The 13,294-nt window shown below is 73.5% G+C and carries 13 protein-coding genes and 1 pseudogene; 12 read left to right on the plus strand and 2 right to left on the minus strand.

The annotated features are described in order from the left end of the window. The first annotated feature begins 102 nt into the window (after positions 1-102). Complete coding sequence (locus ACOJUI_RS10715) at positions 103-2,619, plus strand: GcvT family protein (protein WP_422114949.1); 2,517 nt, start codon at positions 103-105, stop codon at positions 2,617-2,619. Positions 2,620-2,652: 33 nt separating this feature from the next. Here the strand turns inward: ACOJUI_RS10715 and ACOJUI_RS10720 are convergent, their stop codons facing one another. Then, positions 2,653-3,438, minus strand: coding sequence for an IclR family transcriptional regulator (locus ACOJUI_RS10720; protein ID WP_422114950.1), 786 nt, complete (start codon positions 3,436-3,438; stop codon positions 2,653-2,655). 131 nt (positions 3,439-3,569) lie between these two features. On the opposite strand from ACOJUI_RS10720, the gene ACOJUI_RS10725 reads away from it, so the two are divergent. From ACOJUI_RS10725 to ACOJUI_RS10755, 7 genes and pseudogenes are all read left to right on the plus strand, one after another. Continuing rightward, positions 3,570-4,823 carry a glycine cleavage T C-terminal barrel domain-containing protein gene (locus tag ACOJUI_RS10725; protein ID WP_422114951.1) on the plus strand — a complete coding sequence of 418 codons (1,254 nt, stop codon included), beginning with the start codon at positions 3,570-3,572 and terminating at the stop codon, positions 4,821-4,823. Between the two features lies 1 nt (position 4,824). Beyond that, complete coding sequence (locus ACOJUI_RS10730) at positions 4,825-5,715, plus strand: methylenetetrahydrofolate reductase (RefSeq protein WP_422114952.1); 891 nt, start codon at positions 4,825-4,827, stop codon at positions 5,713-5,715. Positions 5,716-5,826: 111 nt separating this feature from the next. Next, entirely contained in the window at positions 5,827-6,588 is a 762-nt protein-coding gene (locus ACOJUI_RS10735; protein WP_422114953.1) for a GTP pyrophosphokinase, read from the plus strand. Between the two features lie 38 nt (positions 6,589-6,626). Next, a complete protein-coding gene (locus ACOJUI_RS10740) occupies positions 6,627-7,412 on the plus strand; it encodes an NAD-dependent epimerase/dehydratase family protein (protein ID WP_422114954.1) in 786 nt (261 codons plus the stop codon). Continuing rightward, entirely contained in the window at positions 7,409-8,044 is a 636-nt protein-coding gene (locus ACOJUI_RS10745; RefSeq protein WP_422114955.1) for a Pr6Pr family membrane protein, read from the plus strand. Before ACOJUI_RS10740 ends, ACOJUI_RS10745 begins: the two co-directional genes overlap by 4 nt. Positions 8,045-8,480: 436 nt before the next feature. Continuing rightward, positions 8,481-8,597, plus strand: a pseudogene (locus ACOJUI_RS10750) (cytochrome P450); the annotation flags it as partial. A gap of 42 nt (positions 8,598-8,639) precedes the next feature. Beyond that, positions 8,640-9,230 (plus strand): cytochrome P450, encoded by a 591-nt coding sequence (locus ACOJUI_RS10755; protein WP_422117656.1) that lies wholly within the window; start codon positions 8,640-8,642, stop codon positions 9,228-9,230. 15 nt (positions 9,231-9,245) lie between these two features. On the opposite strand, the gene ACOJUI_RS10760 is transcribed toward ACOJUI_RS10755, so the two are convergent. Beyond that, a complete protein-coding gene (locus ACOJUI_RS10760) occupies positions 9,246-10,088 on the minus strand; it encodes a maleylpyruvate isomerase N-terminal domain-containing protein (protein WP_422114956.1) in 843 nt (280 codons plus the stop codon). 179 nt (positions 10,089-10,267) lie between these two features. Here ACOJUI_RS10760 and ACOJUI_RS10765 point away from each other — a divergent pair, with 179 nt between their 5' ends. The 4 genes from ACOJUI_RS10765 to ACOJUI_RS10780 are packed head-to-tail and all read left to right on the plus strand — an operon-like array spanning position 10,268 to position 13,283. Continuing rightward, positions 10,268-10,447: a heavy-metal-associated domain-containing protein gene (locus ACOJUI_RS10765; RefSeq protein WP_422117657.1), complete on the plus strand. Its 180-nt coding sequence runs from the start codon at positions 10,268-10,270 to the stop codon at positions 10,445-10,447. Beyond that, a complete protein-coding gene (locus ACOJUI_RS10770) occupies positions 10,447-10,584 on the plus strand; it encodes a hypothetical protein (protein ID WP_422114957.1) in 138 nt (45 codons plus the stop codon). Before ACOJUI_RS10765 ends, ACOJUI_RS10770 begins: the two co-directional genes overlap by 1 nt. A 60-nt stretch (positions 10,585-10,644) precedes the next feature. Further along, complete coding sequence (locus ACOJUI_RS10775) at positions 10,645-12,948, plus strand: heavy metal translocating P-type ATPase (RefSeq protein WP_422114958.1); 2,304 nt, start codon at positions 10,645-10,647, stop codon at positions 12,946-12,948. Beyond that, positions 12,945-13,283, plus strand: a complete 339-nt coding sequence (locus tag ACOJUI_RS10780; RefSeq protein ID WP_422114959.1) for a metal-sensitive transcriptional regulator — start codon at positions 12,945-12,947, stop codon at positions 13,281-13,283. Before ACOJUI_RS10775 ends, ACOJUI_RS10780 begins: the two co-directional genes overlap by 4 nt. The last annotated feature ends 11 nt before the right edge of the window (positions 13,284-13,294 follow it).

A 13,294-nucleotide genomic window follows, 5' to 3' on the forward strand; every position in this document is an offset into this window, starting at 1 on the left:
GCTTTCGTCATTCCCGGGGGAAGGCCGCGCTGCGGTGACCATCGCGTCACCTGCCCGCCCTGGGATAGCGTCGGTGGGCCACGGGTCGTTCGGGAGGACACCATGGCACAGCTGCCGGAGCGCGCGGACATCGTCGTCATCGGGGCCGGTGTGGTGGGCAACGCCGCCGTCCGCCACCTCGCCGAGCTCGGCTGGCGCGGCATCGTCCAGCTCGACCAGGGCCCCCTGCCGGACCCCGGCGGATCGACCGGGCACGCCTCGAACTTCGTGTTCCCCGTCGACCACTCCAAGGAGGTCACCGACCTCACGGTGGACTCGCTGCGCCAGTACCAGCAGCTCGGGGTGGTCACCACCTGCGGAGGGATCGAGGCCGCCCGCAGCTCCGAGCGGATGCAGGAGCTCACCCGGCGGATGAGCTCGGCCAGGTCCTGGGGCGTCGAGGCGCACCTGCTCGGCCCCGCCGAGATCCAGGAGCTGGTGCCCTGGTGCGACGCGAGCCTGCTGCGCGGCGGCTTCCACACCCCGACCGCGGCGATCGTCGATCCGCTCGCGGCGGGGGCGCTCTTCCGCGAGCACGCCGAACGGCTCGGCGCCCTCACCGTCCATCCGGGCACCGAGGTGACCGGGTTCGAGGTGACCGGCGGGAGGATCTCCCGCGTGCTCACCGACCGCGGGGAGATCGAGACCGAGCACGTCGTGATCGCCTGCGGGGTCTGGAGCCCGCGGGTGGCGGCCCTGGCCGGGGCCGTCCTCCCGCTCACCCCGGCGGTGCACCAGATGATCGACGTCGGCCCCATCCCGCAGCTCGAGGCCACCGAGGACTGGATCAGCTTCCCGCTGCTGCGGGACATGGACTGCCTGATGTACGAGCGGCAGCGGGGACCCGACCTGGAGATCGGCTCCTACGCCCACCACCCGCTGCTGCACCGTCCCCAGGAGATCCCGCCGCACGGGGCGCCCGGGCAGGCCTCCCCCACCTCCTTCCCCTTCACCGAGCAGGACTTCGCGCGGCAGATGGAGCACGCCCGCCAGATGTTCCCGGCGCTGCTGACCGATCCCGAGCCGCCGCGCCGGAGGGCGATCAACGGACTGCTCTCGCTGACGCCCGACGGCGGCGCGCTGGTCGGCGAGACACCCGAGGTGCGGGGGCTCTGGTGCGCCGCGGCGGTCTGGATCAAGGAGGCCGCGGGGGTGGGGCGCATGCTCGCCGAGCTGATGACCGACGGGGTCAGCGAGATCGACCCCCATGGCGCGGACATCGCCCGCTTCCACCCCGGCGCCCGCACCGAGGCGCACCTGCGGGCGCGCGCCGCGGAGGGCTTCCCGAAGATCTACGGCATCAGCCATCCGCGCGAGCAGTGGCTCAGCGACCGCCCCTCCCGCACCAGCCCCTTCCACCCGCGCACGGAGGCGCTCGGCGCGGAGTTCTTCGAGACCGCGGGCTGGGAGCGTCCCCAGTGGTACGCCGGCAACGCCGGCCTGGTCGCGGAGCATGCCGAGCGCATCCCGCCGCGGGAGCACGACTGGGATGCGCGCTGGTGGTCGCCGATCATCGAGGCGGAGCACCTGGCGATGCGGGAGCGGGTGGCGATGATCGACCTCGGCGCCTTCGCGATCCTCGACGTGCGCGGCCCCGGGGCGCTCGGGTTCCTCGAGCACCTGGCGATGGCCAGGATCGACGTGCCGCTCGGGCGCGTGGTCTACACCCCGCTGCTGACCTCCGCCGGCACCTTCCGCTCGGACCTGACCATCGTGCGGCGCGGGGCGGAGGACTTCCGGGTGATCACCGGCGGCGCCGAGGGCGCCCGGGACCTGCACTGGCTGCGCCGGCTGCTGCCGGCCGACGGCTCCGTGCAGCTGGTGGACGCCACCTCGGGGCTCAGCACGCTGGGGGTGTGGGGGCCGCGTACCCGGGACCTGCTGGCGGCGGTCACCGACCACGACCTGTCCGAGACCGCCTTCGGCTTCGGCACCGCGCAGGAGGCGGTGCTCGGCTCGATCCCGGTCTCGATGCTGCGGATCTCCTACGTCGGGGAGCTGGGCTGGGAGGTCCACGTCCCCACCGAGCATGGCCTGCGCCTGTGGGACCTGCTGTGGGAGGCGGGGCGGGCCCACGGCGTGATCGCCGCCGGGATCGGCGTGTACGGCACCACCGGGAGGCTCGAGAAGGGGTACCGGCTGATGGGGGCCGAGCTCACCGCCGAGCACGATCCCGTCGAGGCCGACCTGGCACTGCCCCGGGTCAAGCGCGCGGACTTCGTGGGCAAGGACGCCTATCTCGAGGCGCGGGAGCAGGGGCCGGCGGCGCTGCTGTGCACGCTCGCGATGGCCCACGGCGCGGAGGGTGCGGCGCCGCACTGCCCGACCGGCGGCGAGCCGGTGCTCGGCCCCGAGGGGCATCCCCTGGTCGATGCCCGCGGCCGGCGCTCGTACGTCACCTCCGCCGGACCGGCGCCCTCGCTCGGCCGCTACCTGCTGATGGCCTACCTCCCGGTGGAGCTCGCCGCCGTCGGCACCGCCCTGCAGGTCGAGTACCTGGGGCGGCGGCTCCCGGTGACGGTGCTGACCGTCGGCCGCACCCCGCCCTTCGATCCCGAGGACGCCCGGATGCGCGACTGAGGGCCGCACCCGGACCCGGGCCGCGCCTCCGGCTCAGTCGACGCTGCGGGCCCGATGCCCGAGCCGACGGGAGATCTCGCCCGCGGCCCGCTGCAGGGACCGGGCCGTCGCGGGGAGGTGCTCCGGTGCCAGCCGATAGGCGGGTCCCGCGACGGACAGCGCCGCCACCACCGTGCCCTCCGGTCCGTACAGCGGCGCAGCGACGGCGTTCAGCCCCTCCTCGAACTCCTCGATCGAACGCGCCCAGCCCTGCTCCCGGATCGTGCGCAGCTCCGCGCGCAGGGCATCGGGCGCGGTGAGGGTGCGCGCGGTGAAGGCCTCCAGCGGCCCGGACAGCAGCGCCTCGCTCTCGGCGCGGGGAAGATGGGCCAGCAGCATCTTCCCGCTCGAGGTGGCGTGCAGGACCGTCCGGCTGCCCGCCCAGTTGTGCATCGCCACCGTGCGCCTCCCCTGCGCCTGGTACAGGTTCACCGCACTGCCCGAGCGGTACACGGCGACGTTGACCGTCTCCCCCAGCTCCTCGGCGAGCGCCTCGCACACCGGTCCCGCCACCGCGACGACGTCGAGCCGGGAGCGGGTGGCCGCCGCCAGCCGGAGCACGCCGACGCCGAGCCGCACCGGCCCGCCCGCCGCGGGCCGCTCCACCAGCTCGTGCGTCATCAGGGCGCCGACCAGCCGGGATGCGGTGGAGGGATGGATCCCCAGCTCGCGGGCGATCGCCCCGACCCCGGCGCTGCCCTCGCGGGCCAGGATCTCGAGCACCTCCAGGGCGCGCTCGACGGACTGCACGGTTCCCAGTCCGGTCCCTGCTGCGGGCACGTCTGCTCCTTCGTCGGCGGCGGCGGCGCGTCGCGGCGGGCGTTGCGGTGGGCGTTGCGCCATGCGCACATCATTGCGCATCGCGCATGCGGGTGTCACAGTGGGGGACGGACACGTCCCGGGAGGCCATGATGAGCGTCAACCACGATCCCCGCGTGCTGCTGTATCCGCGGATCCGCAAGTCCCCGTTCTTCTACGCCTCACGGCGCCACGGGGTGGCGATGTACAGCGTCTACAACCACACGTACCACCCGCGCCACTACGGCGATCCCGTCGCCGAGTACTGGGCGCTGCTGGAGGGGGCGACGCTGTGGGACGTCGGCGTCGAACGGCAGGTCGAGATCTCCGGCCCCGACGCCTTCGACTTCACGAACCTGCTGATCACCCGCGACCTCTCGAAGTGCCGCATCGGCCAGTGCAAGTACGTCTTCCTCACCGACCAGCACGGCGGCATCCTCAACGACCCGGTGCTGCTGCGGCTCGAGGAGAACCGCTTCTGGCTCTCCCTCGCCGACAGCGACATCCTGCTGTGGGCCCGCGGGGTCGCCACCCACGCCGGGATGGACGTGCACATCGCCGAGATCGACGTGGCCCCGGTCCAGGTGCAGGGCCCGAAGTCCTTCGCGGTCCTGCGGGACCTGCTCGGTGACGGCGTCGCGGACATCCGCTACTACTACCTGCACGACTTCCAGGTCGACGGGATCGACGTGACGGTGTCCCGCACCGGGTACACCGGGGAGATCGGGTACGAGATCTACGTCCATGACGCCTCCCGGAACGCCGAGCGGCTCTGGGAGCTGGTCTGGGAGGCGGGCCGGCCACACGGGCTGCAGGTGATCGGTCCCTGCCACATCCGTCGCATCGAGGGCGGGATGCTCGCCCACGGCGCCGACATCACCGTGGAGACCAACCCCTTCGAGATCGGCATGGGCTACGACTGGATGGTCGACCTGGAGCAGGAGGGCGACTTCATCGGCAAGCAGGCACTGGCCCGGATCAAGGCCGAGGGGCCGCGCCGGACGCTGGTGGGCCTGGAGATCGGCGGTGCGGACCTGGGCACCTACAACGACGGCTCGATGATCGACGTCTTCCCCGTGCTGCACGAGGGCGAGCGCGTCGGCGAGGTCACCTCCGCCTGCCGCTCCCCGCGGCTGGAGAAGAACATCGCTCTGGCGATGGTGCCGACCGAGCTGGCGGAGATCGGCACCACGCTGCACGTGGACACCGGGGAGCGCCCCGGGGCGGCCGAGCCCTCCGGGACGGAGCCGGTCGAGGCGGTGGTGGTGCCCAAGCCCTTCATCGACCCGAGCAAGGAGCAGCCCAAGGGCGAGGTGGCCTCCCCCGACGTCCCGGGGCCGGCGGGACGGCAGCCGGATCCGCGCTGACATGCCCGCCACCGACCGGCCCCCGGGCGGCCACCGCGAGCCACCGGCCCCGCGCCGGTCGCAGCGGTGGCCCGAGGCGATGACCGACGGGGTCCAGTTCGAGGTGATCCCCCTGGCCGGGGTCCTCGACGAGGCCCGCGCCCATCTCCCGGCCGGGGCCCGTCTCACCGTCACCGCCTCCCCCCGGCAGGGGCTCGAGGCCACCGTGGCGACCGCGTGCGCGCTGGCCGCGGCCGGTTTCAGCGTCGTCCCGCACCTGGCGGCGCGGCAGATCCCCGCTGCCGCGGCCCTGCAGCAGATGCTGGACGAGCTCGCCGACTCCGGGATCAAGGAGCTCTTCGTCATCGCCGGGGACGCCTCGCAGCCCGCCGGTCCCTTCGAGGGGGCGCTGGACCTGCTCACCGCGATCGGCGGCAGCGGCCACGACTTCCGCCTCGGGGTGGGCGCCTACCCCGAGCACCATCCCTTCGCCGCCACGCCGGCCGCGGCGATGGACCTGCTGCAGCAGAAGGCCCAGCACGCCTCCTACCTCGTCACCCAGCTCTGCTTCGACGCCGACACCCTGCTGGACTGGCTGCGAGCGCTGCGCGAGCACGGCATCGAGCTGCCCGTGCGCCCCGGGATCGCCGGACCGATCGACCTGGGCCGGCTGCTGCGGATCGGCACCCGGGTGGGCGTCGGGCCGTCCCTGCGCCTGCTCGCCAAGCGCTCCTCGGGCGTGCGCCAGCTGATCGGCCACGGCTCCTGGTCCCCGGACCCCCTGCTCGCGGAGCTGGCCCCCGCCTACCAGCAGCCGACCCTCGCCCTCGCGGCGCCGCACGTGTTCACCTTCAACGCGCTCGAGACCACGGGCGCCTGGTGGCGCGCCCTGCGCGGCGCGAAGGAGCGCTAGGGCGGGGTTCATCGGACCCCCAGCCGGATCTGGCATGGTTGACCTGCTCGCCTCACCGTCGAAGGGCAGGACCATGGACTCACCCGCTTCCCCCAGCGCCCGACGGCCACCGTGGAGGCCGCCGAGCCCCCGGGATCCCCCACCCTGGGCCTGCAGGAGCTGGTGCGGGCGCGCCAGGCGGAGCTGACGCGGGGCGGCAGCGATCCCCAGGAGCTCGCCGCGCAGCTGCGTGAGGTGTACGAGCAGTTCACGACGCTGCGGATGCACTACCAGTTCGGCATCGACGAGGTGCAGACGAAGGTGAACATCCTGCGCCAGGAGTTCGAGCAGATCCATGAGTACTCCCCGATCGAGCACGTGCGCACCCGGCTGAAGTCCCCCGAGAGCCTGCTGGACAAGGCGCTGCGCACCGGCGGGGAGATGACCATCCCCGCCATCCGGGAGCGCGTGCTCGACATCGCCGGGATCCGGATCACCTGCAGCTTCGTCCCCGACGTGTACTGGATCGCGGACATGCTCCGCCGCCAGCAGGATCTCGAGGTGCTCGCCGTCAAGGACTACATCGCCCGGCCCAAGCCCAACGGCTACCGCTCCCTGCACCTGATCCTCCAGGTGCCGGTCTACCTCTCCTCGCACACCGAGCTGGTGCCCGTCGAGCTGCAGCTGCGGACCATCGCGATGGACTTCTGGGCCAGCACCGAGCACAAGCTCTCCTACCAGTACCGCCGGAACCTGCCCGCCCCCCTGCGCGCCGAGCTCGACGACGCCGCCCAGGTGGCCGCGGACCTCGATGCCCGGATGGAGCGGCTGCGCGCCGAGATCCGACCGGCACCGAGCGCAGGGGCTACCGCCCGGTCCGAGCATCTCCGGTAGTCCTCCCCCGTCGCGGGGGCCCGACCCATAATGGGCCCATGAGCGAAACGAAGCGACGTGTCCTGATCACCGGTGCCACCGGGGGCGTCGGCTCCCACCTGGCGCAGACCCTGCGCGAGGACTACGACCTCGTCCTGCACGGCCGCCATCCGGAGAACGCCCCTCCCGGCGCCGACCTCAAGCTCGCCGACCTCGATGCGTACGACGAGGTGCTGGCGCTGATGGACGGCGTGGACACCGTGGTGCACATGGCCGGCGCCGCCTCCCCGGAGTCCAGCTGGGAGGCCGTCCTCACCGCCAACATCATCGGGCTGCGCAACGTGCTCGAGGCATCGCGCGAGGCGGGGGTGCGCCGCGTGGTGTTCGCCTCCTCCAACCACGCGATGGGCATGTACGACCGTCATGAGGAATGGCCGGTCTACCCCCATCAGCTTCCCCGCGGCGACTCCCTCTACGGCGTCTCGAAGATCTTCGGCGAGACCCTGGGCCGCTTCTACCACGACGAGCACGGCCTGGACGTCATCTGCCTGCGCATCGGCTGGTTCTCCGAGGACCCGCTCGACGCCGCGGAGGACGTCCTGCACGCCATGTGGCTCAGCCCCCGCGACTGCACCCACGTGGTGCAGCGCGCGATCGAGGCCGAGGTGCGGTTCGGTCTGTACTACGCGATCTCCGACAATCCCAACCGTCGCTGGTCGCTGACCAACACCGCCCTCGAGCTGGGCTACCGCCCGCAGGACTCGTGGACCGACCTGTCCGAGACCCCGGAGGACGTCGTCGAGGGCGGCGCCGAGGTGCCCGACACCTGGCCGCGCGGCTCGTGACCCGCCTCGCCGTCGGGGCCCGCCTGCTGATGGCGGTGGTGGTCCTGGCGGCGCTGCTGGCGAACGCGGTGGGCGCGGCGCAGTACGGCCTGCTCGCGCAGAACCTCTCCTACTTCACCACCCAGTCGAACCTCCTCTTCGCGATCCTGCTGCCGGCGGGGGCCGTGATGGCCGCGCAGCGGCCGCCCTGGTTCGACGACGTGCGCGGCGCGGTCGCCTTCTACCTGGTGATGACGGGGATCGTCTACGCGCTGCTGATCGCCCCGCTGGACGAGCTGCTGCGCTGGGACATCGGCTGGACCGGGATCGTGCAGCACCGCCTGGCCCCGCTGGCGGCGCTCCTCGACTGGCTGCTGGTGGCCCGCCGTCGCGCCGCCCCGGCGCGACGGATCCTGTGGTGGCAGCTCTACCCGGCGCTGTTCATCGCGCTGACCTGGGGGCGCGGCGCGGTCACGGGCTGGTATCCCTACGCCTTCCTGGATCCCACCGCCTCCTCGTGGGCGCAGGTGCTGGCCACCACCGCGGTGGTGCTGGTGGCCTTCTTCGCGATCGGCGCGGCGGTGCACCTGCTGGAGGGGCGCCTGACCCCGCGGCGCTCGCCCGCCCGCAGTGCGCAGCGCGCAGTACCGTGAGGTCATGAGCGTTGCCCTCTTCGATCCCACCGGCCTCGAGCCCCGCGCCGCCACCGACGCGCAGCGGGCCGCGGGCCCGCTGGCCCGCACCCCTGACGGCACCTGGGTGGTCCTGGGCCACGAGGCGGTGGTCGCCGTCGCCTCCGACCACGAGCGCTTCTCCTCCGCCGTCTCCCGCTTCCGACAGGTCCCCAACGGACTGGACGGCGAGGAGCACGCCGCCTTCCGGGCGGTGCTGGACCCGCTCTTCAGCGCCGAGCGGATGGAGGCCCTGGAGCCGGCCGTCCGCGCCGTCGCGGCGGACCTCGTCCAGGAGCTGCTGCGCGGGGCCGGCGCGGCGGGCGTGGAGATCGACGCCGTCTCGGCACTCGGCGCGGTCTTCGCGGTGCGGGCCCAGACCGCCTGGCTGGGCTGGCCGACCGCGCTGGAGCCCGCGCTGCTGCAGTGGATGGTCGACAACCGCGAGGCCTCGCGCTCGGGCGAGCTGGCCCGCACCGCCGCGGTGGCCGAGCGCTTCGAGGCGCTGATCCGCTCCGTCCTGGAGCCCCGCTGGGCCGCCGGGGAGCAGGCGCCGGAGGATCTCACCACCGAGCTGATGCGGCTGCGGGTGCCGCTGCCGGATCCGACGGTGCCCGGTTCGACCGAGCGGCCCCTGCAGGAGGCCGAGCTCGTGTCGATCCTGCGGAACGTCACCGGCGGCGATCTCGGCTCGCTCGCCCTGTGCGCCGGGGTGGTTCTGTCCGCGGTGGCCGGCGCTCCCGCTCTCGCCGAACGGCTGCGGACGGGTTCGGACCGCGAGGCGGCCGCGATCGTCGACGAGCTGCTGCGGATCGACAGTCCCTTCGTCTCCAACCGGCGCGTGGCCACCTGCCCGGTGACCCTCGCCGGGCAGGAGATCGGCGCGGGCGAGCGGGTGGTGCTCCACTGGACCTCCGCCAACCGCGACGAGCGGTGCTTCGGGGATCCGGAGCGGAGGGATCCCGAGGGCCATGCTGCGGCGAACCTCGTGTACGGGATCGGCCGACATGTGTGCCCCGGTCGCCCGCTGGCCACCCTGGAGCTGGTGGTGATGGTTCAGGAGGTGCTCCGGGCGGCCGATCTGCACGCGGCGCCGACCCGCGGCGAGCGCGAGGTGGACCCGGTGGGCGGCTGGGCGCAGGCACCGGTGGTGCTGACGCCCCGCTGAGCGCGGCGGCCGGGATCAGTTGTGGCCGACGGCGAGCAGCGCCTCGAGCTGGGCGACGGCCTCCGCATCACCCTCGATCTCGACCCGCTCCGCACCGCCGGCGAGGTGGTCGAGCGCCGGGCTCCTCCCCCAGGCCCACAGATCCAGTGCGAGCGCCGATCCGGAAACGGCGGCCCGTGGCAGCGCGCGGGCCTCGGCGGGGCTCCGCAGCAGGCGGCCGACCGGGACGTCGAACTCCCTCCCATCCCGCGGGCGCGTCCCGGACCAGCGGCTGATGCCCAGCAGCCGGTGGGCGCCGCCCCGGGGACGGATCTCGATCGCCGCGACCGGTCGCGTCGTCGCCCAGTCCGGGATCCACTCGAAGGCGGCCGGCCACATCACGTCCAGCACGTGGTCGAGCCCTGCCGCGGCGACCTCCGCCTCGACCGGGGTGACGGGCAGGTCCGCGGTGAGCTCGGCGTCGACCCGGTGGAGGGTGGCCTCGTGCATCTGCATGCGGCGGGTGATGCCGACGGTCTGCTCCGCGGAGGACCAGAACCAGGCCGGCTCGTCATCCTCCCGCGCCTCCAGCGCGGCCAGGAGGGACGCCGTCGCGTCCGCCCGGCGCCCGGGCACCGCCGCCGGATCCTCCGGACGCGGGGCCGCGGCCTCCTCCAGCGCCATCGCCTCGTCGGCGGTCGTGATGCGGGCGGCGAGGACGCCCGCCCAGAACTCGTGCACCTCCGTGAGGTGCCACAGCAGATCCGCGGCGGTCCAGTCCGGGCAAGTGGGGACCCGTCGCGACGGGTCCGCGGCGGCGAGGGCGGCGGCCAGCCGGTCCGACTCCTGCCGGATCACGGCGGTGGCATCGATGCTCATGACCCCATCGAAGCACGCCGAGGTGAGGCAGGCCACCCCTTCCGGTCCGGGCGGAGCGCTGGACGACGCATACCCCCTGGGGGTATAAAGGAGAATCGACGGATACCCCGCCAGGGTATCCCCATCCCCTCGAAGGAGCACCCGTGAACGAGATCAGCACCGAGTACCAGGTGTCCGGCATGACCTGCGGCCACTGCGAGATGTCCGTGCGCGAAGAGGTCGGCGAGATCCCGGGCGTCCGGTCCGTCGAGGTCAGCCACGAGAGCGGCGCCCTGCGCGTCCGCTCCGAGCAGCCGGTCCAGGACGCCGCCGTGCTGGCCGCCGTCGCCGAGGCCGGCTACTCCGCGGTGCGCGCCTGATGAAGGCCGGAACCCGGATCGCCCTCTACGGCCTGCTGCTGGTGGCGCTGTTCGCGGCCTCCGCCCTGCTGGCCGATCTGCTGGTGCCGGCGCACTGGGTGACCGACTGGGCGCACCGCACCGGCACCGCCCACTGACCGTCGCCCCCCTGCCGCCCCGTCCACCATCGTCGTCACCGGCGAGGAAGAAGCTCCGCGATGACCACCCACTCCGCCCCGCAGCCGCCGGGCATCGAGATCGAGCTCGAGATCGGCGGGATGACCTGCGCCTCGTGCGCGAACCGGATCGAGCGCAAGCTCAACAAGGTCGAGGGGGTCTCGGCCGCGGTCAACTACGCCACCGAGAAGGCGCGCATCTCCGTGCCCGCCGGCTACGACCCGCACCACCTGGTGACCGTGGTGGAGCAGACCGGCTACACCGCCACCCTCCCGACGCCGCCGGCGGCCGCGGACAGCGCCTCCGAGGGGGCCGAGCAGGAGGATCCCGAGCTGCGAGCCCTGCGCCGGCGGCTGATCGGCGCGGCGGCGCTGACCGTCCCGGTCATCCTGCTCTCGATGATCCCGGCCCTGCAGTTCACCCACTGGCAGTGGCTCTGCCTGACCCTCACCGCACCGGTGGTGACCTGGGCGGCCTGGCCCTTCCATCGGGCCACCCTGATCAACCTGCGCCACGGCGCGGCGACCATGGACACCCTCATCTCCGTGGGCACCGGCGCCGCCTTCGCCTGGTCGCTGTACGCGCTGTTCCTGGGCGAGGCCGGCATGCCCGGGATGACGCACGAGTTCACGCTGCGGATCGGGGCCTCGCCGGGCTCGGCGAACATCTACCTCGAGGTCGCCGCCGGAGTGACCCTGTTCCTGCTGCTGGGGCGCTACTTCGAGAAGCGGTCCAAGCGCCAGGCGGGCGCGGCGCTGCGCGCACTGCTGGACCTCGGCTCGAAGGACGCGACGGTGCGGCGCGGCGGCGTCGAGACCCTGATCCCGGCGAGCGAGCTCGTGGTGGGGGACGAGTTCGTGGTCCGCCCCGGCGAGAAGATCGCCGCCGACGGCATCGTCGTCTCCGGCACCTCCGCGGTGGACGCCTCGATGCTCACCGGCGAGTCCGTGCCGGTCGAGGTGGGCGAGGGCGACGCCGTCACCGGCGCCACCGTGAACGCGGGCGGGCGCCTGCTGGTGCGGGCCACCCGCGTCGGCAGCGACACCCAGCTCGCCCAGATCGCGAGGATGGTGGAGGACGCCCAGTCCGGCAAGGCCGAGATCCAGCGCCTGGCCGACCGGGTCTCCGGCGTGTTCGTGCCGGTGGTGATCGCGTTCGCCGTCGTGGTGCTGGGCGCCTGGATCGGCGCGGGGTTCCCGCTCGAGGCGGCCTTCACCGCCGCCGTCGCGGTGCTGATCATCGCCTGCCCCTGCGCGCTGGGGCTCGCGACCCCGACGGCTCTGCTGGTCGGGACCGGCCGCGGCGCCCAGCTGGGCATCCTCATCAAGGGCCCCGAGGTGCTGGAGTCCACCCGGCAGGTCGACACCGTGGTGCTCGACAAGACCGGCACCGTCACCACCGGGCGGATGACGCTGATCGACGCGATCCCCGCCCCCGGCGTGGACCCGGCGCAGCTGCTGCGGTCGGCCGGGGCGCTCGAGCACGCCTCCGAGCACCCCATCGCCCGGGCCATCGCCCAGGCCGCCGCCGAGGAGGGCGCCCTCCCCGCGGTGGAGGACTTCACCAACCTGCCGGGCCGCGGCGTCCGCGGCACGGTCGAGGGTCGCACCGTGCAGGTGGGTCGCCCCGGGCTCTTCGAGCAGGGTCTGCCCGCCGAGCTCGCCGAGGCCCGGACCGCCGCCGAGCAGCGCGGCCGGACCGCCGTCGTGGCCGGCTGGGACGGCATCGCCCGCGGGGTGCTGCTCGTGGCCGACTCCGTCAAGCCCACCAGCGCCGAGGCGATCGCCCAGCTGAAGGGGCTCGGCCTCGCGCCGATCCTGCTCACCGGCGACAGCGCCGCGGTCGCCCGCCAGATCGCCTCCGAGGTCGGCATCGACCAGGTGATCGCCGAGGTCATGCCCCAGGACAAGATCGACGTGGTCTCCCGCCTGCAGGGTGAGGGCAGGGTGGTCGCGATGGTGGGCGACGGGGTGAACGACGCCGCCGCCCTCGCCCAGGCCGACCTGGGCATGGCGATGGGCACCGGCACCGATGTGGCCATCGAGGCCAGCGACATCACCCTGGTGCGCGGCGACCTGCGCAGCGCCGCCGACGCGATCCGGCTCTCCCGCCGTACCCTCGGCACCATCAAGGGCAACCTCTTCTGGGCCTTCGCGTACAACGTGGCGGCGATCCCGCTGGCCGCGCTGGGCCTGCTGAACCCGATGCTGGCCGGCGCCGCGATGGCCTTCTCGAGCGTCTTCGTGGTGGGCAACAGCCTGCGGCTGCGCTCGTTCCGCAGCCGCGCCGACGCCGCCCCGACCTCTGCCCGACCCGCCCCGCTCCCGCACGGAGGAACCCCATGACCGCCCTGGACCCCACGACCGAGGCCGCCGAGGCCCCCGGGACCGCCGAGCACCATCACGGCTACATCTCCGACAAGACCCGCTACCTCGCGCGCCTCAAGCGCATCGAGGGGCAGGCCCGCGGGCTGCACCGGATGGTCGACGAGGAGAAGTACTGCATCGACATCCTCACCCAGATCAGCGCCCTCAAGAGCGCCCTGGACGGGGTGGCGATGGGCCTGCTCGAGGATCACCTGCAGCACTGCGTGCTCGATGCCGCCCGCACCGACGGCGAGGCGGCCGAGGCGAAGCTCAAGGAGGCCTCGGCCGCGATCGCCCGGCTGGTGCGGTCCTGACCCGCTGAGCG

Origin of the sequence: Brachybacterium sp. UNK5269, from assembly GCF_049266655.1 — a bacterium.
Lineage (GTDB): Bacteria > Actinomycetota > Actinomycetes > Actinomycetales > Dermabacteraceae > Brachybacterium.